This window comes from Kosakonia sp. HypNH10 (assembly GCF_029850615.1).
Lineage (GTDB): Bacteria > Pseudomonadota > Gammaproteobacteria > Enterobacterales > Enterobacteriaceae > Kosakonia > Kosakonia cowanii.
Genome location: NZ_JAOTIU010000001.1, coordinates 582,001 through 608,581 on the forward strand (window position 1 = coordinate 582,001; position 26,581 = coordinate 608,581).

General features: G+C 56.6%; 18 protein-coding genes and 1 pseudogene. 11 read left to right on the forward strand and 8 right to left on the reverse strand.

Translation table 11 applies throughout. The features are described from left to right. Positions 1–8: 8 nt before the first annotated feature. Positions 9–4,151 carry a DNA translocase FtsK 4TM domain-containing protein gene (locus N7V53_RS02890; RefSeq protein WP_279791973.1) on the reverse strand — a complete coding sequence of 1,381 codons (4,143 nt, stop codon included), beginning with the start codon at positions 4,149–4,151 and terminating at the stop codon, positions 9–11. Between the two features lie 120 nt (positions 4,152–4,271). After that, a complete protein-coding gene (gene lrp / locus N7V53_RS02895; RefSeq protein ID WP_000228469.1) occupies positions 4,272–4,766 on the reverse strand; it encodes a leucine-responsive transcriptional regulator Lrp in 495 nt (164 codons plus the stop codon). Positions 4,767–5,316: 550 nt separating this feature from the next. On the opposite strand from lrp, the gene trxB reads away from it, so the two are divergent. The 6 genes and pseudogenes from trxB to infA all read left to right on the forward strand — a co-directional run bounded on the left by trxB (position 5,317) and on the right by infA (position 11,197). Next, positions 5,317–6,282, forward strand: coding sequence for a thioredoxin-disulfide reductase (trxB, locus tag N7V53_RS02900; RefSeq protein WP_023481757.1), 966 nt, complete (start codon positions 5,317–5,319; stop codon positions 6,280–6,282). A gap of 114 nt (positions 6,283–6,396) precedes the next feature. Further along, the gene (gene cydD / locus N7V53_RS02905; protein ID WP_279791974.1) at positions 6,397–8,163 is read left to right on the forward strand and encodes a cysteine/glutathione ABC transporter permease/ATP-binding protein CydD; all 1,767 of its coding nucleotides are present in this window, start codon (positions 6,397–6,399) and stop codon (positions 8,161–8,163) included. After that, positions 8,164–9,885: a cysteine/glutathione ABC transporter ATP-binding protein/permease CydC gene (gene cydC, locus N7V53_RS02910; RefSeq protein ID WP_279791976.1), complete on the forward strand. Its 1,722-nt coding sequence runs from the start codon at positions 8,164–8,166 to the stop codon at positions 9,883–9,885. A 102-nt stretch (positions 9,886–9,987) separates the two neighbouring features. Next, on the forward strand, positions 9,988–10,689 hold the full coding sequence (aat, locus tag N7V53_RS02915; protein ID WP_279791978.1) for a leucyl/phenylalanyl-tRNA--protein transferase: 702 nt from the start codon (positions 9,988–9,990) through the stop codon (positions 10,687–10,689). 185 nt (positions 10,690–10,874) lie between these two features. Continuing rightward, positions 10,875–11,051, forward strand: a pseudogene (locus tag N7V53_RS02920) (hypothetical protein); the annotation flags it as partial. After that, a complete protein-coding gene (infA, locus tag N7V53_RS02925; RefSeq protein WP_001040187.1) occupies positions 10,979–11,197 on the forward strand; it encodes a translation initiation factor IF-1 in 219 nt (72 codons plus the stop codon). The pseudogene N7V53_RS02920 and the gene infA, both read left to right, overlap by 73 nt. Before the next feature lie 611 nt (positions 11,198–11,808). On the opposite strand, the gene clpA is transcribed toward infA, so the two are convergent. The 3 genes from clpA to N7V53_RS02940 form a co-directional block, all read right to left on the reverse strand. Beyond that, the gene (gene clpA, locus N7V53_RS02930; protein ID WP_023481807.1) at positions 11,809–14,097 is read right to left on the reverse strand and encodes an ATP-dependent Clp protease ATP-binding subunit ClpA; all 2,289 of its coding nucleotides are present in this window, start codon (positions 14,095–14,097) and stop codon (positions 11,809–11,811) included. 31 nt (positions 14,098–14,128) lie between these two features. After that, positions 14,129–14,449, reverse strand: a complete 321-nt coding sequence (gene clpS, locus N7V53_RS02935; RefSeq protein ID WP_023481436.1) for an ATP-dependent Clp protease adapter ClpS — start codon at positions 14,447–14,449, stop codon at positions 14,129–14,131. A 330-nt stretch (positions 14,450–14,779) separates the two neighbouring features. Further along, positions 14,780–15,868, reverse strand: coding sequence for a hypothetical protein (locus N7V53_RS02940; protein WP_279791980.1), 1,089 nt, complete (start codon positions 15,866–15,868; stop codon positions 14,780–14,782). 642 nt (positions 15,869–16,510) lie between these two features. On the opposite strand from N7V53_RS02940, the gene cspD reads away from it, so the two are divergent. Beyond that, the gene (gene cspD, locus N7V53_RS02945) at positions 16,511–16,732 is read left to right on the forward strand and encodes a cold shock-like protein CspD (RefSeq protein ID WP_023481381.1); all 222 of its coding nucleotides are present in this window, start codon (positions 16,511–16,513) and stop codon (positions 16,730–16,732) included. Between the two features lie 64 nt (positions 16,733–16,796). On the opposite strand, the gene macB is transcribed toward cspD, so the two are convergent. Beyond that, positions 16,797–18,743, reverse strand: coding sequence for a macrolide ABC transporter ATP-binding protein/permease MacB (macB, locus tag N7V53_RS02950; protein ID WP_279791982.1), 1,947 nt, complete (start codon positions 18,741–18,743; stop codon positions 16,797–16,799). Then, positions 18,740–19,855: a macrolide transporter subunit MacA gene (gene macA, locus N7V53_RS02955; protein WP_270220594.1), complete on the reverse strand. Its 1,116-nt coding sequence runs from the start codon at positions 19,853–19,855 to the stop codon at positions 18,740–18,742. The genes macB and macA overlap by 4 nt, the downstream gene beginning before the upstream one ends. Positions 19,856–20,014: 159 nt before the next feature. On the opposite strand from macA, the gene N7V53_RS02960 reads away from it, so the two are divergent. Beyond that, positions 20,015–20,971 carry a VirK/YbjX family protein gene (locus tag N7V53_RS02960; protein WP_279791984.1) on the forward strand — a complete coding sequence of 319 codons (957 nt, stop codon included), beginning with the start codon at positions 20,015–20,017 and terminating at the stop codon, positions 20,969–20,971. Here N7V53_RS02960 and N7V53_RS02965 read toward each other — a convergent pair. Further along, entirely contained in the window at positions 20,968–22,626 is a 1,659-nt protein-coding gene (locus tag N7V53_RS02965) for an ATP-dependent endonuclease (protein WP_279791986.1), read from the reverse strand. The two genes, N7V53_RS02960 and N7V53_RS02965, sit on opposite strands and share 4 nt — an antisense overlap. 177 nt (positions 22,627–22,803) lie before the next feature. On the opposite strand from N7V53_RS02965, the gene N7V53_RS02970 reads away from it, so the two are divergent. The 3 genes from N7V53_RS02970 to hcr all read left to right on the forward strand — a co-directional run bounded on the left by N7V53_RS02970 (position 22,804) and on the right by hcr (position 26,479). Continuing rightward, the gene (locus N7V53_RS02970) at positions 22,804–23,703 is read left to right on the forward strand and encodes a lysine exporter LysO family protein (RefSeq protein ID WP_279791988.1); all 900 of its coding nucleotides are present in this window, start codon (positions 22,804–22,806) and stop codon (positions 23,701–23,703) included. A gap of 144 nt (positions 23,704–23,847) precedes the next feature. After that, complete coding sequence (hcp, locus tag N7V53_RS02975; protein ID WP_279791990.1) at positions 23,848–25,500, forward strand: hydroxylamine reductase; 1,653 nt, start codon at positions 23,848–23,850, stop codon at positions 25,498–25,500. Between the two features lie 10 nt (positions 25,501–25,510). Then, positions 25,511–26,479, forward strand: coding sequence for an NADH oxidoreductase (gene hcr / locus N7V53_RS02980; RefSeq protein ID WP_279791991.1), 969 nt, complete (start codon positions 25,511–25,513; stop codon positions 26,477–26,479). Positions 26,480–26,581 lie beyond the last annotated feature (102 nt).

The following is a 26,581-nucleotide window of genomic DNA, read 5'->3' on the forward strand; positions in this document are numbered from 1 at the left end:
ACTTTGCATCACTCAAACGGCGGCGGAGCCAGCACTTCACGGTTACCGTTGTGCCCCTGCTCGCTGACGATCCCCTGCGCTTCCATCTGTTCAATAATGCGCGCCGCACGGTTGTAGCCGATACGGAACTGGCGCTGCACGCCGGAAATCGAGGCTTTGCGCTTTTCGGTGACAAAGTTAACGGCCTGGTCGAACAGCGGATCAAGTTCTTCACCGCCGTCAAAACCACCGCCGCCGCCTTCGCTTTCGCTGTCGGAGGTGATGCCGTCAACATATTGCGGACGCCCGCGCGCTTTCCAGTCCTGCACCACGGCGTGAACTTCCTGATCGCGCACAAACGCGCCGTGGACACGCACCGGGGCAGAGGTTGAGTTCGGGCCGGAATAAAGCATATCCCCCATGCCGAGCAGCGATTCCGCACCGCCCTGATCGAGGATGGTACGGGAGTCGATCTTGCTCGATACGGTAAAGGCGATACGCGTTGGGATGTTGGCTTTAATCAGGCCAGTGATCACATCCACTGAGGGGCGTTGAGTAGCCAGCACCAGGTGAATACCGGCGGCGCGTGCTTTCTGCGCCAGGCGGGCAATCAGCTCCTCGACCTTTTTACCAACCGTCATCATCAGATCGGCAAACTCATCGACCATCACCACAATGTACGGCAGTTTTTCCAGCACCGGATGTTCGGTTGCCATGCTGTCGCCCGGCTTCCAGTAGGGATCCGGGATCGGACGTCCCATCCGCGCGGCTTCGGCGATCTTCTCGTTGTAGCCCGCGAGGTTACGCACGCCCAGCGCAGACATCAGCTTATAGCGGCGCTCCATCTCATTGACACTCCAGCGCAGCGCATTCGCCGCGTCTTTCATGTCGGTGACCACTTCGGTCAACAGATGCGGAATGCCTTCATAGACCGACAGCTCAAGCATTTTCGGGTCGATCATGATGAAACGCACATCTTCCGGCGTCGCTTTGTAGAGCATGCTGAGGATCATGGCGTTCACGCCGACTGACTTACCGGAGCCGGTGGTACCGGCGACCAGCAGGTGCGGCATCTTCGCGAGATCGGCAATCACCGGATCGCCGGCGATATCTTTACCCAGCACCACGGTGAGCGGCGACGGACTTTCGCGGAATTTCACGCAGTCCAGCACTTCACGCAGGTAGACGGTCTGGCGCTTCTTATTCGGCAACTCAAGGCCAACGTACGGTTTACCCGGGATCACTTCCACCACGCGCACAGCAACGGTAGAGAGCGAACGCGCCAGGTCACGTGAAAGGTTAGAGATTCGCGCCGCTTTCACGCCAGGCGCGAGGTTCAGCTCAAAGCGGGTGATTACCGGGCCCGGCGAGTAGTTGACCACGTCCGCTTTAATACGGAAATCGGCCAGGCGAGCTTCAACCAGGCGAGCCATCTGCTCAAGCGCAAAGGTATCCACCGGCTCCACTTCCGCTGGCGGCTGCGTTAACAGATCGAGCGACGGCAGCGGCGTGGTCGGTTTCTGCACCGGACGGCTGTCGCCGTTACGCATCAACAGCGGATGGATCAGGCTCTCCTGCGGCTGAGGAGCAGATTGCTGCTGCGGCTGCTGATAATGCTGTTGCGGCTGCTGAACGGGCTGACCATAGGCAGGCGGCTGCACCGGCTGCGCGGCGGGCTGCTGATAGTGCTGCTGCGGCTGCTGGGCAGGCTGGCCATAGGCAGGCGGCTGAACCGGCTGCGCGGCGGGCTGCTGATAGTGCTGCTGCGGCTGCTGGGCAGGTTGACCATAGGCAGGCGGTTGAACCGGCTGTGCGGCAGGCTGTTGATAGTGCTGCTGCGGCTGCTGGGCAGGCTGACCATAGGCAGGCGGCTGAACCGGCTGCGTGGCAGGCTGCTGATAGTGCTGCTGCGGCTGCTGGGCAGGCTGCTGGTACTGAGGCTGTGCAGCGGCTTGTGGCTGCGGCGTGAACAGCGGTGCGGTTGCGCGCTCAACAGGGGCCGTGTTCATCGGCGAGACGTCGGCATCTTCCGGCGTATAGGCCTGCTGCTCACCGCCGTAGCGCTGCTGCTGAGATGCGGCGAACTGGCGAGCCAGCTCCGCCTCTTCAGCTTCGGCTTCATTAAACTCAGGCTGAGGAGCGTCAAACTGCGGCGTTTCATGCTGATACTCTTCACCGTAGCGATCGTGCTGCGTGGCGGCGAACTGACGCGCCAGCTCGTTTTGCTGGAGCATATCAGCATCATCATCAGAGAGATGTTGATCTGGCTGACGCACCTCATCTTCGCGCGCGCGCTCTTCAGCCATGCGCTGCGAAGGCAGTTTAATACCATAGGAGGCCAGCTCACGACGCGTCGGCACCCTCACGCGGTTAGGACGCGGCAGCTGCGGGCCAATGCCCTCTTTTACCTGCGGGCGCGGCGCGCCACCGGCGAGACCAAACACCGGCGCGCTGGCTGCTGCTGCAGCGGCAGTTGAAGCAGCCTGAGCGGCAGTGGGCAGAACGCTCTCAGCCGCAGGCGCAATGGCCGGATCCACAGCAGGTGGAGCAGGCATCGACGGCGCGGCTGGTCGGGCTACCGGCTCTGGCTCGGCAGGCTCCGGAATAGGCTGATACCAGGCGGCCAGCTGCTCACGCTCACGCGCACGTTTCTCTTCCACTTCTTCAAAGTAGTAGAGCGGCGGACGGGTATGCTTCGTCTCTTCCACGGCAGGTTCAGGTTCAATAACCGGATCCGGCGCGGGGGCGATTTGCGGTTCAGGCTGCCACTGCTGGGCAGCAGGCTGCGGCTGCCAGTAGACCTCTTCCTGCTGCGGCTGCGGCGTTACCGGCGCATCTGGCGTCCACGGCTCTTCCGCGATTGGCTGCTGCCACTCTGGAACGGCCTGCGGCTGGTAAGCAGCCGTTTCGTCATAATGCGCTGGCTGCTGATAAGCGGCCGGGGAATCACCCTGCATCGGTGCTTGATATACAGCTTGTTGATCGGGGTGCATCGGCGGTTGATAACCGGCCTGCGGATCGCCATGCATTGGCGCCTGATAAGCGGCCTGTTGTTCGGGGTGCACAGGCGGCTGATAAGCGGCCTGTTGATTAGGATAGCCTGGTGCCTGCTGCGCATGCTGCCATTCAGCGGGCTGTGGCGTTTGCATAACCGGCTCCGTCGGCGCAGCGAAGCTTTGCGCGGCAACGGTTGTCGCAACGGCAGCCGCCGCAACGGGTTCAGTCACGCTGCGACCATTGAGCAGCGGATCGTACTCCTGCTCAACTTCCGTCGCGCGATGTCCCGAGAAGAGCACATCGTCTGGCTGCGCAGGCACACCGCGCGCGCTGTAGGCGATCTCCTCGTCATCATCCATCCGCTTGCCGGAGAAGAGCGCTTCGTCGGTTTTGCGCCCCATCGGGTTGGCGAACTTCTCAGCAATGCGTTTACGGCGCGCCAGCGCACCGCGCAGAATGCGGGCGCGGCGGGATTCGCGAGGCGCATCGCTTGCCTCGTCCTCGTCATACTCATCCTCTTCTTCATACTCTTCATCATCAACCCATGTGTCATCGCGACGGGTGCGGTTGGTGGCAAAGGTGAGAATATTGAGAATAACGCTGCCAATTTTTTCAGCGATAGTGACCCATGACCAGCCGGTAAAGAGCGTCAGCCCGGCGGCCCAGATGCAGAGCAGCGCAAGCGTTCCGCCGCTGCTGCGCAGCAACGGCTGCAGCGTGGTGCTGAGCAGGCTGCCGATCACGCCGCCCGAGGCGAAATACCAGATATCATCCGCGTTGATCGCCGCCAGCCCGCAGGAGGTGAGGATCAGCGCCAGCGCGCCAATCAGGCGTAGCGAGACGGCGAAATAGTCGATGTAATCTTCAGTGGCGCGATGACGCCAGGCAAACCAACAGCCGCCGATAATAATGACCGGAATGGTGTAGGCCATAATGCCAAAGATGAAAAACAGGGTATCCGCCAGCCATGCGCCGGGCACGCCGCCAAGATTGTGGATCGGCTCATGCCATGCGGTCTGCGACCAGCTTGGATCGGATGGGTTAAAGCTGAGAAGCGCCGCCATCAGCCAGATGGCAGAAAGGGAAACGAGGATCAGCAACGCTTCGAGGAGTCGGCGTCCGCTGCTTAGCTTGTTAAAAGTGACTTCTTTGTCTTCGGTGTATTCCTGGCTCAAGACAGGCTCTCCAGGTCCTTGATGCTAAAACGGACAACAGCGCCGGGTCTCCCCGGCACTGTTGCTGTATGGATTAACAGGAGTGTAATCAAAAAACAGCGATTGTGCACCTGTTCCGTATTAGCGCGTCTTAATAACCAGACGATTACTCTGTTTGACCTCTTCCATCACCACATAGGTGCGGGTGTCATTTACGCCTGGCAGGCGTAACAGCGTTTCGCCCAGCAGTTTGCGGTAGGCCGACATATCCGGTACGCGCGTTTTCAACAAGTAGTCGAAATCACCAGAAACCAGATGACACTCCTGAATTTCTTCAAGTTTTTGTACTGCAGCGTTGAATTGTTCAAACACATCAGGTGCGCCACGATTCAGAGTAATCTCAACGAAGACCAGCAGTGATGCATCCAGATAATGCGGGTTAAGCAGCGCCGTATAGCCCTGAATAAACCCCTGCCTTTCCAGCCTGCGCACGCGCTCAAGGCACGGCGTTGGCGAAAGCCCTACTCGTTTAGAAAGCTCGACGTTGGAAATACGCCCATCTTTTTGCAGTTCATTTAAAATATTGCGGTCAATGCGGTCGAGATCTTTGCCAGGGCGCTTCTTGCTATCTACCATTATTATTGTCTCTCTGTATTCCTTCCCTACTCCTGTCTTGACCCTGTGCACTTCACTGTTCAGGATCTTTGCCCGTCGTATTGTGCCGCGCGCCAGCATGCTGACCGTTGCATAATCCCAGGGGCTGTGTTGAGAAGACCGGTGCCTGCGGCAGCTATCGATATCACGGATGGCGTCTGTCCACGCCATGCGTAGATTTCGCTAGCCCGGTAAAATGGCATTTACATGCGTAAACGTGCGTTACGCGCGAAATACTGCTTTTTTTCTTCCTTTGATGTTTTCGCAAAAGCGCAGGGGATTGTCAAAGCAAAACATCTTTTTTTAGTACAACATGCCAGATATTCATCAAGGTCGATTCCTTATCCTCATTTATTCATCTTATAACTGCCTTTTTCTCAGTAGAAGTTGTTATGTTTTCGGCCTAAATCATTGCCCCGCCATCGGTCCTTTCTATCACACACATCGTTAACAAAATCGCTACGCCCTTTTTTTACGCCCGCAAATTCCCTACAATCCAGCCCAATGTCTGCCAAACAATAATGAGGATCTCATGGGGACGGCCAAACACAGTAAGCTGCTTATCCTTGGTTCAGGCCCTGCCGGTTATACCGCAGCGGTCTATGCTGCGCGTGCAAACCTGCAGCCGGTGCTGATCACCGGTATGGAAAAAGGCGGTCAGCTCACCACCACCACTGAAGTGGAAAACTGGCCGGGCGACCCGCACGATCTGACCGGCCCGGGTCTGATGGAGCGCATGCATGAACATGCGACCAAATTTGATACTGAAATCATTTTTGACCATATCAACAGCGTCGATTTGCAGAACCGCCCGTTCCGTCTGATTGGCGATAGCGCAGAGTACACCTGTGATGCGCTAATCATCGCCACCGGCGCTTCCGCGCGCTATTTAGGCCTCGCCTCCGAAGAAGCCTATAAAGGCCGTGGTGTCTCTGCCTGCGCCACTTGCGACGGTTTCTTCTACCGTAACCAGAAAGTCGCGGTTATCGGCGGCGGCAACACCGCCGTTGAAGAAGCGCTCTATCTGGCGAATATCGCCTCTGAAGTGCACCTGATCCACCGCCGCGATACCTTCCGCGCGGAGAAGATCCTGATCAAACGTCTGATGGATAAAGTTGAGAGCGGCAATATCGTGCTGCATACGCACCGCACGCTGGAAGAGGTGACGGGCGATCAGATGGGCGTTAGCGGTCTGCGCCTGCGCGATACGCAAAACGCGGATAATATCGAGTCGCTGGACGTTGCCGGTCTGTTTGTCGCTATCGGCCATAGCCCGAACACCGCGATCTTTGACGGTCAGCTTGAGCTGGAAAACGGCTACATCAAGGTGCAGTCCGGTATTCATGGCAATGCGACGCAAACCAGCATTCCTGGCGTGTTTGCCGCAGGTGACGTGATGGATCATATCTATCGTCAGGCGATCACCTCCGCGGGCACTGGCTGTATGGCTGCGCTGGATGCTGAACGCTACCTCGACGGGCTGGCTGTTCAGAAATAATCTTTACAAGTCAGTAACAAAGGTAAATAAGGCGACATTAAGTCGCCTTTATTTTTGCACCGTTGTAACATTGCGCAGGCTAAAAATCCGATAACTTCACCTGCAAAGCGCGCAATGAATAAAACCCGTCAGCAAGAACTCACTCGCTGGTTAAAACAGCAAAGCATTATCTCCCGTCGTTGGTTGACGCTCTCCCGCCTGCTTGGCGTGGTCAGCGGCGTCCTGATCGTCGCGCAAGCGTGGCTGCTCGCCAGCATTCTCAACCATATGATTATTGAGCACATTCCGCGCGAGGCACTGCTGCTGCCCTTTGCGTTGCTGGTGCTGGTCTTTATTCTGCGCAGTTGGGTGGTCTGGCTGCGCGAGCGAGTAGGATTTCATGCTGGGGCGCAGATCCGCTTTGCGATACGCCGCCGCGTGCTGGACCGTCTGCAACAGGCCGGGCCGGCATGGATTCAGGGTAAACCCGCCGGCAGTTGGGCGACGCTGATCCTTGAGCAAATCGACGACATGCATGACTTCTACGCCCGCTATTTGCCGCAAATGGCGCTGGCGGCAAGCGTCCCGCTGCTGATTGTGATTACCCTTTTTCCGATTAACTGGGCGGCCGCGCTGATCCTGCTTGGCACCGCGCCGCTGATCCCGCTGTTTATGGCAATGGTCGGGATGGGCGCAGCCGATGCCAACCGCCGCAACTTTAAAGCGCTGGCGCGCCTGAGCGGCCACTTCCTTGACCGCCTGCGCGGCATGGAGACGCTGCGTATTTTTGGCCGTGGCGAAGCGGAAACGGAAAGCATCCGCCGTGCGTCGCAGGATTTTCGCAGCCGCACCATGGAAGTGCTGCGCCTGGCGTTTCTCTCCTCCGGGGTACTGGAGTTTTTCGCGTCGCTCTCCATTGCGCTGGTTGCCGTTTACTTTGGCTTCTCCTATCTGGGCGAACTCAACTTCGGCCATTACGGTACCGGCGTAACGCTGTTTGCCGGTTTCCTCGCGCTGGTGCTGGCACCGGAATTTTTCCAGCCGCTGCGCGATCTGGGTACCTTTTATCATGCGAAAGCGCAGGCAGTGGGAGCGGCGGATAGCCTGAAAACTTTTATGGAAGCACCGCTCGCCCATCCGCAACGCGGCGATATCACGCTCAACGCGGGTGAACCTATTACCCTGACGGCAGAAGAGTTAATCGTTAAATCGCCTGAAGGCGCGGTACTGGCCGGGCCGCTTACCTTTACCCTCTCCTCAAAAGAACGGGTTGTGGTGGTCGGGCGCAGCGGATCGGGAAAAAGCTCGCTGATTAACGCGCTGTTAGGATTCCTGCCTTATGAAGGCTCGCTGCGCGTTAACGGTATTGAACTGAGCGCGATCGATCCCGACAGCTGGCGCAACGCGATAAGCTGGGTCGGCCAAAACCCGCAGTTGCCTGCCGCAACACTGCGCGAGAATGTGCTGTTATCACGCCCGGATGCCAGCGAAGCGGCCTTGCACGCTGCGCTGGATAAGGCATGGGTAAGCGAGTTTCTGCCGCTGTTACCGGAAGGGCTAGAGACGCAGCCTGGCGATCAGGCCGTTCGTCTCTCCGTTGGCCAGGCGCAGCGCGTTGCCGTTGCCCGCGCCCTGCTCTCATCATGCCAGTTACTTTTGCTGGATGAACCTTCCGCCAGCCTTGATGCCCACAGCGAGCAGCGTGTGATGCAGGCGCTGACCACCGCGTCGCACCAGCAAACGACGCTGATGGTGACCCACCAGCTGGAAAACCTCGCAGAGTGGGACGCCGTTTGGGTGATGCAGGAGGGACGCATTATTGAACAGGGCAGCTATGCCGAACTTGCCGCCGCCGGAGGCGTGTTTGCCGCGCTGCTGGCACACCGTCAGGAGGAGATTTAAATGCGCGCCTTGCTGCCTTATCTCGCATTATATAAACGCCACAAATGGATGCTGACGCTGGGCGTGGTGCTGGCGGTCGTTACGCTGCTGGCCAGTATTGGGCTGTTGACGCTTTCCGGCTGGTTCCTGTCGGCCTCGGCGGTGGTCGGCGTCGCCGGGCTGTATAGTTTCAACTATATGTTGCCCGCCGCTGGTGTGCGCGGGGCGGCGATCACCCGTACCGCCGGGCGCTATTTCGAGCGGCTGGTCAGCCACGATGCCACGTTCCGCGTGCTGGAACATCTGCGCGTCACTACCTTCAGCAAGCTGTTACCCCTCTCCCCCGCCGGACTGGCGCGTTTTCGTCAGGGTGATGTGCTTAACCGTGTGGTTGCCGATGTCGATACGCTTGATCACCTTTATCTGCGCGTCATTTCGCCGCTGGTGGGCGCGCTGGTGGTTATTATTGTGGTACTGGTCGGCCTGAGCGTGCTCGATCTCTCGCTGGCTCTGATGCTAAGCGGCATTATGCTGGCGACGCTGCTTATTCTGCCGCCCCTCTTTTATCGCGCCGGCAAAGCGACGGGGGAAAACCTCACCGCACTGCGCGGGCAGTATCGTCAGCAATTGACCAGCTGGTTACAGGGGCAGGCAGAGCTCACCATTTTTAGTGCCAGCCAGCGTTACCGCGAGCAGCTGGAAAATACCGAATTAAGCTGGCACGAGGCGCAGCGCCGCCAGTCCGATCTGAGCGCCGTGTCGCAGGCAGTGATGCTGACGATTAGCGGCGCGGCAGTAATCGTCATGCTGTGGTTCGCCTCCGGTGATGTCGGCGGTAATACCGAGCCTGGCGCGCTGATCGCACTGTTTGTCTTCTGTGCGCTGGCGGCGTTCGAAGCGCTCGCCCCGGTTACCGGCGCTTTCCAGCACCTTGGGCAAGTTATCGCGTCTGCCACGCGGGTGACGCAACTTACCGACTGTCAGCCGGAAGTCACGTTTCCTGCAACGCGCACCGCTGTGCCGCAGCAGGTTAGCGTGGCGCTTAGCGATGTGTCGTTTAGCTATCCGGGACAACCGCAGCGGGCGCTGGAGAGTCTCAGCGTGTCGATTGCCGCAGGCGAGCATGTTGCCATTTTAGGCCGCACGGGCTGTGGTAAATCGACATTGCTGCAACTGCTGACGCGCGCCTGGGATCCGCAGCAGGGCGAGATTCGTTTACATGATCGGCCATTAAGCTCATATGCCGAGGCCGATCTGCGCTCGCTTATCAGTATGGTGCCGCAGCGCGTTCATCTGTTTAGCGCCACGCTGCGCGATAACTTACTGCTGGCTTCGCCGCAGGCAAGCGATGAGGAGCTGAGCGCGACGCTGGAACGCGTGGGTCTGGAGAAGCTGCTGGATGAGAATGGCCTTAACGCCTGGCTCGGTGAAGGCGGACGTCAGCTCTCCGGCGGTGAACTGCGCCGCCTGGCGATTGCGCGCGCGCTGCTGCATGATGCCCCACTGGTGCTGCTGGATGAACCGACTGAAGGGCTTGATGCCTCAACCGAGAGCCAAATCCTTGATCTTCTTAATGAAGTGATGAAAGGCAAAACCCTGTTAATGGTCACCCATCGTCTGCGCGGGTTGGCAAATTACGATCGGATAATTGTAATGGACAACGCGCAAATAATTGAGCAAGGTAATCACGCAGCGTTAATGGCGAAACAGGGGCGGTACTACCAGTTTAAGCAGCGTCTGTAGCGGTTTGACTCATTTTCGCTCTCGCGTCGCCAATACTGAAGCGAGGGCGAAAGATGACGATATTAACAGAAGTCACTTGTCGCATTGTGGAGCGTTGCGGTCATGCGCCTGGTTCAGCTTTCTCGTCACTCTATTGCATTCCCTTCGCCGGAAGCGGCGCTGCGTGAACCCAACGGCCTGCTGGCGCTCGGTGGCGACCTAAGTCCGGCGCGCTTGCTGATGGCCTACCAGCGCGGGATTTTTCCGTGGTTCTCACCCGGCGACCCTATCCTCTGGTGGTCGCCCGATCCGCGCGCCGTATTATGGCCGGAAAACTTTCACATCAGCCGCAGCATGAAGCGCTTTCATAAAACCTCACCTTATCGCGTGACGCTGAACCACGCTTTCGGCCAGGTCATTGATGGTTGTTCAGACGATCGCGACGAAGGCACCTGGATTACGCCCGATATCGTCATGGCCTACCATCGCTTACATGAACTGGGCCATGCACACTCGATTGAAGTGTGGGAAGGCGACGAGCTGGTTGGGGGGATGTATGGCGTTGCGCAGGGATCGCTGTTCTGTGGTGAGTCGATGTTCAGCCGACGCGTAAATGCTTCGAAAACGGCCCTGCTGGCCTTTAGCGAAGAGTTTGCGAGACTTGGCGGTAAGCTGATTGATTGCCAGGTGCTTAATAGCCACACCGCCTCCCTTGGTGCGGTGGAGATCCCCCGTCGCGACTATCTGCACCATCTCGAGGAGCTACGTAAGGTAGCGCTGCCTTCGCACTTTTGGGTGCCCCGTCGGCTCTTTCCGGCTCGTTGAAGAATGTTTTCGGCACATTTGTATTCAGAGTGTTATAATGGTCGCTCGTAGCAGCTTTTGCCTGTTGCCCCGCCCCATCCGGGAGTCGTTCGTATCAGGGATGCCCTTCGTTTACCTCTACCGCTCCCCTTTACGGTTGCGCTTTACTGGCGCTCTGGCTGCGGCGTGCGGGGAATCGGCAAAAGCTGTTTTGCTGCGTTTTATCAGCACAAATCTTTACTTAACACACGAACTTCGGCATTATCTTGCCGATTCAAAAAATTATGGTAGTGATACCCCCGAGGATTAGATGGCCAAAGAAGACAATATTGAGATGCAGGGTACCGTTCTTGAAACGTTACCTAATACGATGTTCCGCGTAGAACTGGAAAACGGTCACGTGGTCACTGCGCATATCTCTGGTAAGATGCGTAAAAACTACATCCGTATCCTGACGGGCGATAAAGTGACTGTGGAACTGACCCCGTACGACCTGAGCAAAGGCCGCATTGTCTTCCGTAGCCGCTAAGATCTTCCGCTAGCGCAACTGCGCACCTAATTTAAAGGCCGGGTAATCCCGGCCTTTTCTGTTTCTGCTTCAAGTGCTATTTCAAAAACCGCTTTTAACGATCAGGGATAGTAGCAGCCACCCCGCTCACGACAGGCTCTCCACTCTGATGTGCCGACGTCTGGCCCCTCTGCGGGATCCTGGCGGCAGAGAGGCCACCATTCGCTGTATACATTGCATACGGCTGCCTTTGCTGCAAGCGGAGCAAGCAGTAAAAAACTCAGCAGAACGGGTATAAAAATAGTCTTCATCTTATCTTCTCCTTTTTGACCAACCTGTGAATCCTTTTCAAAGCAATAACCCCTCTCAGTGCTATTGCACATAAAAACAACGTACAAAATAACAGCGCCAATAGCAATATTTTTAATAATATCAGTAAGTTGGGTTAAGATTATTTACACTGTACAGCGCAGTTCGCTCTGCAAATGGAGTTAACCGCACGGTTTAATGCCATGGAGACAAATTGTCTTACATTGACGAAGTGGAAACTGCACGCCGCTTTTTCACGCGCTTATCAGACAGGCATAAAAAAACCGGGCACAGGGCCCGGTTTAATAAGGTTAACGCAGAGATTAGTGTGCTGCTTCCGGTTTGTGCTTCTGCGCACTGTGGAAACCATACTCCAGCTCATTCTTCTCTTTATTCAGCGTGACGGTCACCTGGCCGCCATCAACCAGCGATCCGAACAGCAGCTCGTTGGCGAGCGGTTTTTTCAGGTTGTCCTGAATCACACGCGCCATCGGACGGGCGCCCATCGCACGGTCGTAGCCTTTCTCTGCAAGCCAGTCGCGCGCTTCCTGGCTGACTTCCAGCGAGACGCCCTTCTGATCCAGCTGCACCTGAAGTTCGACGATAAATTTGTCGACCACTTGGTGAATCACCTCGGTAGACAAATGATCGAACCAGATGATGTTGTCCAGACGGTTGCGGAACTCCGGCGTAAAGATCTTTTTGATCTCTTCCATCGCATCGGTGCTGTTATCCTGGTGGATAAGGCCGATGGATTTACGCTCGGTTTCACGCACCCCGGCGTTGGTGGTCATCACCAGCACGACGTTGCGGAAATCGGCCTTGCGTCCGTTGTTATCGGTCAGCGTCCCGTTATCCATCACCTGCAGCAGGATGTTAAAGACGTCAGGATGCGCTTTTTCGATCTCATCGAGCAGCAGAACCGCATGCGGATGTTTAATCACCGCGTCGGTCAACAGGCCACCCTGATCAAAACCGACATAGCCCGGAGGCGCACCGATCAAACGGCTCACGGTGTGGCGCTCCATATACTCGGACATATCAAAACGCAGCAGCTCAATGCCCAGCGCTTTCGATAGCTGTACCGTCACCTCGGTTTTACCGACGCCGGTTGGGCCAGCAAACAGGAAGGAGCCGACCGGTTTATGGTCCTGGCCCAGCCCTGCGCGGCTCATTTTGATCGCTTCGGTTAAGGCCTCAATGGCTTTATCCTGACCAAACACCAGCATTTTCAGACGGTCGCCGAGGCTTTTCAGCGTATCGCGATCGCTCTGGGAGACGCTCTTCTCAGGAATACGCGCGATACGGGCAACCACGGATTCAATATCCGCCACGTTAACCGTTTTCTTGCGTTTGCTGACCGGCATCAGCCGCGCCCGCGCGCCAGCCTCATCGATGACGTCAATCGCTTTATCCGGCAGATGGCGATCGTTAATGTACTTCACCGCCAGCTCAACCGCGGCACGTACCGCTTTCGCCGTGTAACGCACATCGTGGTGCGCTTCATATTTCGGCTTCAGGCCATTGATAATCTGCACCGTCTCCTCAACGGAAGGTTCAGTGATATCAATTTTCTGGAAGCGGCGCGCAAGGGCGCGATCTTTTTCGAAGATGTTGCTGAACTCCTGATAGGTCGTGGAGCCCATTACGCGGATCTTACCGCTGGAGAGCAGCGGCTTAATCAGGTTCGCAGCGTCAACCTGCCCGCCGGACGCAGCGCCTGCGCCGATGATGGTGTGGATCTCATCGATAAACAGAATGCTGTTGCTGTCCTGCTCAAGCTGTTTCAGCAGCGCCTTAAAGCGTTTTTCGAAATCGCCGCGGTATTTGGTACCCGCAAGCAGTGAGCCGATATCCAGCGAGTAGATGGTGCAGTCGGCCATGATTTCCGGCACGTCGCCCTGCACAATTCGCCATGCCAGCCCTTCGGCAATCGCGGTTTTACCAACGCCCGATTCACCCACCAGCAGCGGGTTATTTTTACGGCGGCGGCACAGCACCTGGACGGCGCGTTCAAGCTCTTTGCCACGTCCAATCAGCGGATCGATTCCGCCCACGCGAGCAAGCTGATTAAGGTTGGTGGTGAAGTTTTCCATACGTTCCTCCCCGCCTGCTTGCTCTTCGCTGCTCGCCTGGCTGCTACTGCTGCTGCCCGCGTCAGAGGATGGACCCGGCTCGTCTTTGCGCGTGCCGTGAGAGATAAAGTTCACCACGTCAAGGCGGCTGACTTCATGTTTGCGCAGCAGGTAAGCCGCTTGCGACTCCTGCTCGCTAAAGATGGCAACCAGCACGTTCGCACCGGAGACTTCGCTGCGTCCGGAAGACTGAACGTGAAACACCGCGCGCTGCAGAACGCGCTGGAAGCTGAGCGTCGGTTGCGTGTCACGCTCCTCTTCGCTCATCGGCAGGACGGGTGTGGTTTGTTCTATGAAGGCCTCGAGTTCCTGCCGCAGCGCCACCAGATCCACGGAACACGCTTCCAGCGCATCACGGGCAGATGGGTTACTGAGCAGAGCCAGTAACAAGTGCTCGACGGTCATAAACTCATGTCGGTGCTCGCGCGCTCTGGCGAAAGCCATGTTTAAACTGAGTTCCAGTTCTTGATTGAGCATAGGCACCTCCCCCAAGTTTTATTGCCTGACGTCAGGCTTTTTCCAGCGTACACAGCAACGGATGCTCGTTCTCCCTTGCATACTTGTTCACCATGGCAACTTTCGTCTCCGCGACCTCAGCGGTGAAAACACCGCAGATAGCCTTACCGTGATAGTGAACCGTTAGCATCAGTTGCGTTGCACGTTCAACATCATAAGAAAAGAACTTTTGTAGCACGTCAATAACAAATTCCATTGGCGTGTAGTCATCGTTCATGATCATCACTTTGTACATCGATGGCGGTTTAAGCGCGTCGCGCAGTTTATCTTCCGCCAATTGCTCAAAATCCAGCCAGCTATTGCTCTTGCCCATCGTTAGCGCTTCATCTTAGGTTACAGGTTCCGGCGCACGTCTAATCGGCCGATTACATGAGTTTAGATGCATTTTCAATCAGCATCAGATGTCAGGCAACTATAATGGATCGCCCTACGTTTGAATAACAACATAAAGTGGATGGTTATGTGAAGACGTCCTGCTAGTGCACATTATATGGCTCGATTATAGGTTTTTTTGGCGATCCTTGCCATTTCACCTGTGTAAAAAGATTTCAATGTATCTTATTTTTCTATTTTTTAATTTTTAAACATCGTGCTAAATAAAAAAACGAACCGCTGAGGGTTCGTCTTTTTATTTATTTCTGGGCTATTTATCCAGCTCCAGTAATGACTTCGCAACATCAGCATAGAAAGCATTAACATAAGCCTGCGGGATGACATCAAATCCCATAAAGTCGAGATGATCCCAATCGTTCATTACCGGGTAATAGCTCCACTGCCCTTTTTTCGGCTGACCATCATAGGGCTTCGCATCGGCTCCAAAGGGGTAATAGCTGGAAACCGAATTCACCAGCCCGTCATTCGTCGTCCAGGTGGCATTAATTAACGACGTTTGCGGATCGGTAATGGTTTTGCCCATATAGGTTGCTGACGGCACCAACAGCGGATTGGTATAGACACCGGGGATCTGGAAAGAGGTAAACGACACGCCAACAGTCGTTTTACCGGTGTGTGAGAAATAATAGACGTTGGGCTTAGTCTCCAGGTACTGCTTATTCGCACTGACGCCAACTACCGAGAGATCGTAAGAGGCAATATCCTTCGAATCCCAGATACTGCTGGTGAAAACATCGCGAATATATTCAGCCAGGCTCTCATCCGGGTCACGACGCAGCCCAAACTGATCGAGTTTGAAATCATAAACAAATGAAGAGAGCGACGATACGCCAGCAATAGTTGCCGCTTTGCGGACCATATCTTCAATCAGGCCAACGATCAGGTTCTTATCTTGTGCATACGAGCTGCCGTTATTTGGCGTGGCGACTGTCGTGACGCTGAAAACATAATCTTTTCCGCCTTCAAAAAGCGGGGAGATCTCGGTTTCCGGGTGCGATTCGTGGTAAGCGCGCTCCTCTTCACTGCCATCCTGCAACATATCCACCAGTTGGCGGCTGGTTAGCCCGCCCATACTGTGCCCAACGAGGTGGATCTTATGGTGCTCATCCCAGTGCGGGTAGATGCCCGGGTAGGTTTTGCCGTAGCGGGCATGGTTCGCTTTCAGGGAGTGGGCGGCACCATAATCAACGGTGCCGCCTTTAATATAGTAATAGAGCTCAACCGCACGATCCCAGTTGCTGGAAACCGGGCCGACAACGGCGGCATAAGACTCAACCCCATTGCTATTTAAATAGGCGATGGTGTCATCAAACCCGCCCCAATATTTGAAACCCAGCATCTCATCGGGGCCCCAGCCTACAACACCATGAACAAAAATAAGGGGATAATGGTTTCCTTTTTGGGCCATGTTTTGTGGAGCCGCGTCGACCGTTTCCGCCGCGACGAAAGAGGAATTAATAAGCGAAGCTGATACCAATAGCGCTAAAGATAACTTCTTTAAAGTTTTCAATGTAACTTCATCCTTTTTTATTTACACCAACGTTGCGTCGCTAATAGTACCTTTCGCAGTGCTTTTCTTTTCAGCCCTTAAAGTGGATTAATATACAAGAATGCTCTCAGATATTTTTTGAATAATCGCATTGAGGAAAAAGAGTGATTAATTTATTTGAATTAGGATAATTCACGTGAATTAATTACTGCTTAAATTATATTTTAAACCGCTGGTAATTAATTTTTCTATTGCGCAACATATGACTGTGGAATAGCCATATTCGAGACCTGCATCACATTTTTTCACCATAGCGTTAACTGCTTCAAAAAATTGATGCGCTGTCTCCCAGAATGCTTGCCAAATACTTGACGCGTTATACGAATTATCTAAATTGTAGAGTCGTGAGTTGGCGAGGTTTTGAACAACCCGTCGCTCCGCCACCGGTTCATTCCATCTTACTTAAATAAGTTTTACGAAGGATGTCGAAGCATGGAAATGGGTACTGTAAAGTGGTTCAACAATGCCAAAGGGTTTGGCTTCATCTGCCCGGAAGGCGGTGGTGAAGATATCTTCGCCCATTACTCCACCATCCAGATGGATGGTTACAGAACGTTAAAAGCCGGGCAGACGGTCCGGTTTGATGTACACCAGGGCCCTAAAGGCAATCATGCCAGTCTTATCGTGCCAGTAGAACTGGAAGCGATAGCCTGACGCCTGTGGCTTCGTTGTGTACTAGAGTGCAGTGAAATGCCAGCCCAGTGGGCTGGCATTTTTATTACTCCCGCGCCAGCGCATCCACCGGATCGAGCCGGGCGGCATTGCGGGCAGGAAGCCAGCCAAACAGCACGCCGGTAAAGGTGGAGCACAAAAACGCCGTTAACAGCGCGACCGGCGAGAAGCCAATCTCCCAGCCGGGGAGGAAGAGTTGTAGAGTGAAGGCGATCAGCATCGACAGCATGACGCCGAGCGCACCACCCACCAGGCAGACAAACACCGCCTCTATCAGAAACTGCGACAGCACGTCGCCCGCACGTGCGCCCACCGCCATCCTGATGCCAATCTCCCGGGTACGCTCGGTGACCGACACCAGCATGATATTCATCACGCCAATCCCGCCCACCAGTAGCGAGATCACCGCCACCAGCGTTAAAAAGAGCTGCAGCGTGCGTGTGGTTTTCTCCGCCGTTTTCAGCACCCCGTCCATGTTCCAGACGAAAAAGTCCTTTTTACCATGGCGAAGATTGAGCAGTTGCGTCAACTGCTGCTCGGCTTGTTCACTGCTGTAGCCCTCATTTACGCGCACGGTAATGGAGTTAAGCCATGACTGGCCCATAATTCGCCCGGCGATGGTGCTGTAAGGCAGCCAGACGCGCAGGATCTTGCTGCTGCCGAACATCGACTGCTTCTCCTCCGCCACACCAATCACCGTCGCCGGCATATTACCGACCAGAATCACTTCGCCCACCACGCTGGCCTTATCCGGGAAGAGCTGCCGCCGGGTATTGCTGTCGAGCACCACCACCTGCGCGCGCCTGCCCTGCTGCTCGGCGTTAAATGCGGTGCCTTCGCTAAAGGTCATACCGTAGACGTTAAAATATTGCCCGCTGACGCCGTTCGCGCTGGCTGCTACGTCGATATTGCCGTAACGCAGACGCAGGTTTTGCGATACCGATGGCGTGGCTGAGCGCACCCACGGCTGTTTTTGAATGGCAAGCAGATCGTCATACTTTAGCGCCTGCTGGTTTTGCGGCTCATCATCACCAAAATCTTTACCGGGGTAGACATCAATGGTGTTGGTGCCGATAGAGCGGATATCCGCCAGCACCAGCTGTTTGGCCGCATCGCCCACCACTACAATCGACACCACCGAGGCGATACCGATAATAATGCCGAGCATGGTGAGCAAGGTGCGCATTTTGTTGGCCGCCATCGCCCGCCAGGCCATGGTCAGCGCCTCCTGGAAACGGCTGGTGAACTGCCGCCAGCCGCCGACGGAGGTGACAACGCTTTCATGCTTTGCCGCAGAGGTGGCGGCGGTTTTTGCCGGCGGATTGGCAATGATTTCGCCATCGCGGATCTCAATGATCCGCTCGGCCTGCGCCGCAACTTGCGGATCGTGGGTGACAATAATCACCGTGTGGCCGCGATCGCGCAGTTGATGGAGGATCGCCATCACCTCTTCGCCGGAGTGGCTATCCAGCGCGCCGGTCGGCTCATCGGCGAGGATCACCTGCCCGCCGTTCATCAACGCACGCGCAATACTGACGCGCTGCTGCTGGCCGCCGGAGAGCTGCGAGGGTTGATACTCGCTGCGATCGCCAAGCCCGAGGCGCGTCAGCAACTCTTTAGCACGCGCCAGCCGCGCTTTGCGCTCCGTCCCGGCATAGACCGCCGGCACTTCAACATTCTGCGCGGCGGTCAGATGGGAGAGCAGATGGTAGCGCTGAAAGATAAAACCAAAGTGCTCGCGGCGCAGCTGCGCCAGCGCGTCGCCGCTAAGTGTCGAAACATCCGTTCCCGCCACGCGATAGGTGCCGCGGGTCGGCTTATCGAGACAGCCGAGAATGTTCATAAGCGTCGATTTACCGGAGCCGGACGCGCCCACAATCGCCACCATCTCGCCGGCGTTTATGGTGAGGGTAATGCCTTTCAGCACTTCCACCATACCATCGCCGGAGGGGTAGCTGCGGCGAATCTCCTTCAGTTCAAGCAGGGCGGTCATTGCGCCGCGCCCTCTTTCCGCTCGCCGATCACCACTTCATCGCCCGCGTCTAACCCTTTGACCACCACCACATCGGTATCATTTCGCGCGCCGAGGATCACTTCCCGCTCGCGCGTTTCGCCATTGCGCAGCACTTTGACCTTATAGCGGTTATCACCCACCGGCTCGCCGAGCGCCGCCAGCGGAATGGTCAGCACGTTTTTCTGCCCGGTGAGCTGGATCTGCACCTGCGCAGTCATCTCCAGGCGCAGCACGCCCTGCGGGTTGGGCACTTCAAAACGCGCATAGTAGAAGATGGCGTCGTTGACCTTCTCCGGCGTCGGCAGAATATCTTTCAGCACCCCTTCATAGCGGGTACCCGGATCGCCCAGCACGGTGAACCACGCTTTTTGCCCCGGTTTGAGATGAATAACATCCGCTTCGGAAACCTGCGCCTTCACCAGCATGGTGCTCATGTCCGCGACCGTCAGAATGTTCGGTGCCTGCTGCATCGCAATCACCGTCTGCCCTTCCAGAGTGGTGATTTGCGTTACCTCGCCGTCCATCGGTGCGAGGATGCGGGTGTAATCAAGATTGGTTTTTGCCGTATCGAGCGTCGCCTGGTTACGTTTGATCTGCGCATCGATAGTGCCAATCTGCGCCTGCTTTACGGCGACATCCGTGGCCGAAGTGTCAAGATCCTGGCGCGACACCAGGTGGCTCTGCACCAGTTGCTGCTGACGTCCGTAAGTCACCTGCGCCAGCTTCAGCTCGGCCTGCGCCTGGCGGCGCTGCGCCCGCAACTCCATCAGTGTCGCTTCCACTTCCTTAATCTGGTTTTCCGCCTGCGCCGGGTCAATGATGCCCAGCAGCTGATCTTTCTTCACCTTATCGCCGATATTGACCGTCAGGCGTTGTAACTCACCGTTGACCTGCGCGCCGACGTCAACTTTGCGAAGCGCGTCGAGTTTGCCGGTCGCCAGCACCATTTGTTGCAGCTCGCCCGGCTTAACAATCAGCGTCTGATACTGCACCACCGGCGCATTTAACTTGCTCCAGAGCCAGAAAGCCGCCAGCACAATGATGGCGATCAGCACAAACAACCCTGTCCTGCGTTTTCCCTTCAGTTTCATAAAATTTCCAGATAATCGGACATGCGATGGAAAGTGCAATTTTAACTAAACCGCGGCTCAACGAAACCTCATCTTCGCATTTTCTCCCTTATCCATTGAAGAGGCGTTGAGTCAGCACCTGATGAAATTGACATCTCTTAATGAAATGTGAGTTGCACCATGTCCGTTATCGCTACTGTTTTTGAACCTCAACGGCCGCTACCGAAAACGGCCTGGCAGCTATTCGCTTCTCTTCTTTCCGGCGATCTCGTGCCGGGACCCGCCTGGGAGAAAGGCTCCCATCGGCGTAAATTCCTGCTGCGCTCGCTGGCGATGCCTTTTGCTACCGCGCACTTTTTGTCACGTCTCGTTGACCAGCCGCACCTCGCCCGCAAGCTGCATATGCAGCCGGGTCTGCCGTGCCGGTTACATCGCCCCTGGCTCTCCGTCAATCTGACGCGTCAGCAGACCAGCGAGGCGATCTGCTGGCATTACGACAGCTTTAACCGCCTGCTACCCGAAGGGATGGTGAACAGCTACCTCACGACGTCGGGCTGCACGCTGGCCCGGCTGACCGGGAAAGATGAGCAGAGTTACACCATCCGCCTCTGGTCAGATGCCGCGCTGGATAAAGAGGGCGAAGCGACGCTCACCTTTTATGACGCGCTGGAGACGCCGCTGGCGCGCCTCACCTTCACCGTCTGCCCGTTTAACGGCTTGACCACGCTCTATATTGGCGGGCTGCAAGGGCCAAAATCCCATGTTCCGCACGAAGCAATCCAGGGCGCGACCAAAGCCTGCCACGGGCTGTTTCCGAAACGGCTGCTGGTGGAAGCGGCAATGATGCTGGCGCAGTTCCTCGAAGTGGAAGCGATCCGCGCGGTAAGCAATGAAACGCACATTTACCAGAGCCTGCGCTATCGCAAGAAAAAACTGCGCCAGCTGCATGCGGATTACAACAGCTTCTGGGCATCGCTGGGTGGCGTTGTCGATGGGCAAAAAGACTTTGTGCTGCCACTGATGATGCCGCGTAAACCGATTGAGGAGATCGCCAGCAAAAAACGCGCAGAGTATCGCCGCCGGTATGAGCTGCTCGACAGCCTGCAAAGCCAGACTGCCGAGCGCTGCCAGCGTTAATCGGCTCTCCCGCGCGCCAGCCACAGCACGCGGGAGAACATTTTACGCAGCAGCGGCGGGATCGCCTCCACGCCGCGCCTGCCCGCTTCCATCGCCACTTCAATCGCCAGATCCGGTTTTGACGCACGGTGGATCGCTTTGGTGATGACCCGGTGCGCGTTCATCGGCACGTTTGCCGGCAGTTGTGCCACGCGGTGATAGACATCATCAAACCCTTCGCGATACATAAAGTGCTCCATGTCGCGCGCCGGCAGTTCGGTTAAATGAACGCGCACCTGATCGGGATGGTTATCGAGTACGCCGCGCACGGTGGCGGCATATTTTTTCCCCGCTTCGTCGCCATCCACCAGCACATGCCACTCAATGCCCATCCGGCGGGCGAATTTGATCAGCGGCTTCAGGCCGGACTGGGCGAACTCAATCACCTTTATCCCTTCAGCATCAAAGTGGTGCCCGCACTGGCGCGCAAGATCGTTAATCACCCAGGTTTCCGTCTCCCCCTCGACCAGCAGCCAGCAGCGGGCAAACAGCGATGAGGGGCGGTTGACGCGAATATGAAACGCGATGCGCCGCCCATCCTCTGCGCTCAGCCCGCCCGGCCCGAGACGCCAGGCCGCAACGCGTGATGACTCACGCACCAGCCGGCAGACATGCTCGACGGGCGTCAGCGACAGCAGTTCACCGGAGTTCGTGGTGGTGATACGTTGCAACGGCAGCAGGTTTAACAACTGCCAGGCGACGGAGAGCATAATCGGATGCAGCCGTGTTTCGGGATCCTCCACCAGCAGCAGCGGACGCGCATCGCGATCGAGGCGCACAGAGCCTTTGGCCTGCAATAGCGTGGAAAAAAAGCCCAGCAGGATCACCCGGTACATACGCCCGCCGGGCTTATCAATCATGCGGTTGATAGTGTCGAGATAGCGCCAGCTGCGCTGCTCATCATGGGAGCGGCGGCGCATCAGGCGTGGCAGCGACGTGCCGCTGCCCTGCTCGGCAAAGTAGTGCTCCAGCAGTTGCACCATCGCCGACAAGCCGTGGCGGATCTGCGCATCGGTCAGGTTTTGCGGGCGTGAGACCAGCTCGCGGGAGAGAAAATCGAGCTGGCGCGCTGTACTCTCCAGCAGCGGGGTTTCCGGGGTGCCACCGCTGCGCAGCCGCCGCATAAAACGCGCATCGCGCAGGCGCAGCACCGGCGAGAGGCGAATCAGCTGGCGCGCCATCTCATCACTGTCACGCAGCGGCAGCAGTTCGCCTTTAGTGTCGAGAAAACCGCGCAGCGTCCTTACTTCGCCCCCGGCCGAAAGCTCCCCTTCATGGCGGTAAAAGAGGCGGTGATAACCATCGTCACTGGGCACCCAGCACTCCGCCAGCGGGCGGTAGCGCCGCGTTTTATGCCGCCCCGGTTCCGATTCGCGAAAGGTGAGAATAATGTGCAGATGGTGCTCGCGGCCGTTGATATCCCCCGGCGGGAACCAGAAGTCATCGCGCACAAAGTGGTAGAGATCGTTTTGCGGCGAGAGCAGTAAAGTGAGCGCATCCAGCAGGCTCGATTTGCCCCACGCGTTCTCACCAATTAACACGTTGTTCTGTTCAAGCTGCAATGAGAGGCGATTAATACCCCGAAATCCCACAACCTCAACTCGCTCCAGAATCATGTCTCATCCTCCTGGTGTGTTGCCCTCTCCCTGCGCCAACAGCATAACGGCATACGGGAAACGCCATTGAAATCTGCATTTGCATAAAATCGCTCACTTTTCGCAGCTTTACTCACTTTCAGCCTTTCTGTAGTGTGTCGCAGTGCATATAAATTTACGTAAGGATTTGGGCTGTTCATGTTTTCAGGATTGTTAATTATTCTTCTGCCGCTGGTGGCGGGCTACCTCATTCCGCTGCGTCATGCTGCTGCGCTCAAACTGATCAATAAACTGCTCAGCTGGATTGTCTACGTGATCCTCTTTTTTATGGGTATCAGCCTCGCCTTCCTTGATAACCTTAGCGCTAACCTGCTGTCGATATTGCATTATTCCGCGGTCAGCGTGGTGATTATTTTACTCTGCAACGCCTGTGCGCTGCTGTGGCTGGAGCGATCCCTGCCGTGGCACCATCACCACCAGCAGGAAGTGCTGCCGTCGCGGCTGGCGATGGCGCTGGAGTCGTTGCGCCTGTGCGGCGTGGTGCTGCTCGGTTTTGTGATTGGCCTGAGCGGGCTTGCGTTTTTGCAGCACGCCACCGAAGCCAGCGAATACACGCTGATCTTCCTGCTGCTGCTGGTTGGTATTCAGCTGCGTAACAGCGGCATGACCCTGAAACAGATTGTGCTTAACCGCCGCGGAATGATTATCGCAGTTGTGGTTACCGCCAGTTCGCTGCTGGGCGGCGTGATCAACGCACTACTCCTCGATTTGCCGCTGAGAACCGGGCTGGCGATGGCCTCCGGCTTTGGCTGGTACTCCCTTTCCGGGATCCTGCTGACCGAATCTTTTGGTCCGGTGATTGGCAGCGCGGCGTTCTTTAACGATCTGGCGCGCGAACTGATCGCCATTATGCTAATTCCTGGTCTTATTGGTCGCAGTCGCTCCACGGCGCTGGGGTTATGCGGCGCGACGTCGATGGATTTCACCCTGCCGGTGTTGCAGCGCTCTGGCGGGCTGGAGATGGTCCCCGCCGCCATTGTCCACGGATTCGTGCTCAGCCTGTTGGTACCGCTATTAATGGCCCTCTTCTCCGCCTGATCGCCTTCGGCGGTGGGTTTCTGCCGCCAAACTTGCGCTAAATCAATCTCTGCGTAAATAGCCGCTAAAAGACCTTTCACGCCTTCGTCCGCACTATTAATCTTAAACATGTATTTTAAATATAACTTTAAAGAAGGTGTGACCATGTTTTGTGTGCAATGTGAACAAACCATCCGTACCCCGGCAGGAAATGGCTGTTCTTACGCGCAGGGGATGTGCGGGAAAACCGCTGAAACCTCCGATCTCCAGGATCTATTGATTGCCGCCCTGCAGGGGCTTTCCGCCTGGGCCTGCAAAGCGCGCGACTACGATCTGATTGACCATGAGATTGATAACTTCGCGCCGCGCGCCTTCTTCTCCACCCTGACCAACGTTAACTTCGATTCCGTGCGCATTATCGGTTATGCCCGGGAAGCGATTGCCAAACGTGAAGCATTGAAAGCCCTCTGCCTGGCGATCGATCCGCAGGCGCAGGTAGACAACCCGATGGCAGATTTACAGCTGGTGAGCGACGATCTCGGCGCGTTGCAGCGCCAGGCAGCGGAATTTACCCCAAACAAAGATAAAGCGGCGATTGGCGAAAATATTCTTGGCCTGCGCCTGCTCTGCCTGTATGGCCTGAAAGGCGCGGCGGCCTATATGGAACATGCCCACGTGCTCGGTCAGTACGATAACGATCTCTACGCGCGCTATCACAAAATCATGGCGTGGCTCGGCACCTGGCCAGCGGATATGAATGCCCTGCTGGAGTGCGCGATGGAGATCGGCAAGATGAACTTCAGCGTGATGAGCATTCTCGACGCCGGTGAAACCAGCCTCTACGGCCACCCGACGCCAACCCAAGTGAACGTCAAAGCGGTGGCAGGCAAATGTATTCTTATTTCCGGTCACGACCTGAAAGATCTCTATAACCTGCTGCAACAGACCGAAGGCACCGGCGTTAACGTCTATACCCACGGCGAAATGCTGCCAGCGCACGGTTACCCGGAGTTGCGTAAATTCAAACATCTGGTCGGTAACTACGGCAGCGGCTGGCAGAACCAGCAGGTTGAGTTCGCCCGTTTCCCCGGCCCGATTGTGATGACCTCCAACTGCATTATCGACCCAACCGTCGGTTCCTATGATGACCGCATCTGGACGCGCAGCATCGTCGGCTGGCCGGGCGTTAACCACCTTGAAGGCGACGACTTTGCCCCGGTGATCCGCCAGGCGCAGCAGATGTCCGGCTTCCCGTTTAGCGAGATCGAGCATCTGATCACCGTTGGTTTTGGTCGCCAGACACTGCTCGGCGCGGTTGATACACTGATCGATCTGGTGAGCCGTGAAAAACTGCGTCACCTCTTCCTGGTCGGCGGCTGTGACGGCGCGCGCGGGGAGCGCAGCTACTTCACCGATTTTGCCACCCAGGTGCCGGATGACTGCCTGATCCTGACGCTCGCCTGCGGTAAATACCGCTTCAACAAACTCGACTTTGGCAATATTGAAGGCCTGCCGCGTCTGGTCGATGCCGGGCAGTGTAACGACGCCTACTCGGCGATTATTCTGGCGGTAACGTTGGCCGACAAACTCGGCTGCGGTGTTAACGATCTGCCGCTCTCGCTGGTGCTCTCGTGGTTTGAACAGAAAGCGATTGTCATTTTGCTGACCCTGCTCTCGCTGGGTGTGAAAAATATTGTCACCGGCCCCACCGCACCGGGCTTCCTGACGCCGGACCTGCTGGCGGTGCTGAACGAGAAGTTTGGCCTGCGCCAGGTGACCACCGTCGAGCAGGATATGCAGCAGTTACTGAGCGCATAAGGAGCGAAAAATGAGCATGCCAACCCCTCAATGCCCGTGGCGGATGCAGGTGCATCATATCCACCAGGAGACGCCGGATGTCTGGACGCTTTCGCTGCTGTGCCATGATTACTACCCCTACCGCGCCGGGCAGTATGCGCTGGTGAGTATTGGCAACAGCGCCAACACGCTTCGTGCTTATACACTCTCCTCAACGCCGGGCGTCAGTGAATACATTACGCTGACCATCCGCCGTATTGATGAGGGTGCCGGCTCGCAGTGGCTGACGCGTGAGGTTAAGCGCGGCGATTATCTCTGGCTCTCCAACGCGCAGGGGGAATTTACCTGCGATAACGAACCGAACGATAAGCTGTTGCTGCTGGCGGCAGGCTGCGGCGTGACGCCGATTATGTCGATGCGCCGCTGGCTGGCAAAGTACCGTCCGCAGGCGAATGTAAAAGTGATTTTCAGCGTGCGCTCGCCGCAGGATGTGATCTTTGCCGATGAGTGGCGAAACTACCCGGTGACGCTGGTGGCGGAGCACAATGCCGCCGACGGTTTTGTGGCGGGGCGTTTAAGCCGCGAACTGTTGAGCGCTGTGCCGGATCTGAGTGCGCGTGCGGTGATGACCTGCGGCCCGGCGCCCTATATGGCATGGGTTGAGCAGGAGGTGAAAGCGCTCGGCGTCACCCGCTTCTTTAAAGAGCAGTTCTTTACCCCGGTTGCCGAAGCCGCCACCAGCGGGCTGAAGTTCAGCAAGCTGTCGCCGATGAAAACCTTCTATGCGCCGGTGGGCAGCACGCTGCTGGAGGCGCTGGAGAGCAATAAAATGCCGGTCAACGCCGCCTGTCGCGCAGGTGTTTGCGGCTGTTGCAAAACGCAGGTGATTTCCGGGGAGTATTCGGTCAGCAGCACCATGACGCTGACCGAAAAGGAGATTGCCGAGGGGTTTGTGCTCGCCTGCTCCTGCAACCCGCAGGGGGATTTGGTTTTAGCGTAATGAGCCGATGTTGATGCCGGATGGCGCTGCGCTTATCCGGCCTACAAAAAAGGTGATATGCCTTTGTAGGCCGGATAAGGCGACAGCCGCCATCCGGCATTT

Excerpts from the sequence above, each read along its gene's own strand:
- N7V53_RS02940 (WP_279791980.1), bottom strand. The coding sequence starts at position 15,868 with ATGCTGGGTTTCAAATATTGGGGCGGGTTTGATGACACCATCGCCTAT.
- N7V53_RS02965 (WP_279791986.1), bottom strand. The coding sequence starts at position 22,626 with ATGATTCTGGAGCGAGTTGAGGTTGTGGGATTTCGGGGTATTAATCGC.
- aat (WP_279791978.1), top strand. The coding sequence starts at position 9,988 with ATGCGCCTGGTTCAGCTTTCTCGTCACTCTATTGCATTCCCTTCGCCG.
- trxB (WP_023481757.1), top strand. The coding sequence starts at position 5,317 with ATGGGGACGGCCAAACACAGTAAGCTGCTTATCCTTGGTTCAGGCCCT.
- hcp (WP_279791990.1), top strand. The coding sequence starts at position 23,848 with ATGTTTTGTGTGCAATGTGAACAAACCATCCGTACCCCGGCAGGAAAT.
- lrp (WP_000228469.1), bottom strand. The coding sequence starts at position 4,766 with ATGGTAGATAGCAAGAAGCGCCCTGGCAAAGATCTCGACCGCATTGAC.
- hcr (WP_279791991.1), top strand. The coding sequence starts at position 25,511 with ATGAGCATGCCAACCCCTCAATGCCCGTGGCGGATGCAGGTGCATCAT.
- infA (WP_001040187.1), top strand. The coding sequence starts at position 10,979 with ATGGCCAAAGAAGACAATATTGAGATGCAGGGTACCGTTCTTGAAACG.
- macB (WP_279791982.1), bottom strand. The coding sequence starts at position 18,743 with ATGACCGCCCTGCTTGAACTGAAGGAGATTCGCCGCAGCTACCCCTCC.
- clpA (WP_023481807.1), bottom strand. The coding sequence starts at position 14,097 with ATGCTCAATCAAGAACTGGAACTCAGTTTAAACATGGCTTTCGCCAGA.
- clpS (WP_023481436.1), bottom strand. The coding sequence starts at position 14,449 with ATGGGCAAGAGCAATAGCTGGCTGGATTTTGAGCAATTGGCGGAAGAT.
- macA (WP_270220594.1), bottom strand. The coding sequence starts at position 19,855 with ATGAAACTGAAGGGAAAACGCAGGACAGGGTTGTTTGTGCTGATCGCC.
- N7V53_RS02960 (WP_279791984.1), top strand. The coding sequence starts at position 20,015 with ATGTCCGTTATCGCTACTGTTTTTGAACCTCAACGGCCGCTACCGAAA.
- cspD (WP_023481381.1), top strand. The coding sequence starts at position 16,511 with ATGGAAATGGGTACTGTAAAGTGGTTCAACAATGCCAAAGGGTTTGGC.
- cydC (WP_279791976.1), top strand. The coding sequence starts at position 8,164 with ATGCGCGCCTTGCTGCCTTATCTCGCATTATATAAACGCCACAAATGG.
- cydD (WP_279791974.1), top strand. The coding sequence starts at position 6,397 with ATGAATAAAACCCGTCAGCAAGAACTCACTCGCTGGTTAAAACAGCAA.
- N7V53_RS02970 (WP_279791988.1), top strand. The coding sequence starts at position 22,804 with ATGTTTTCAGGATTGTTAATTATTCTTCTGCCGCTGGTGGCGGGCTAC.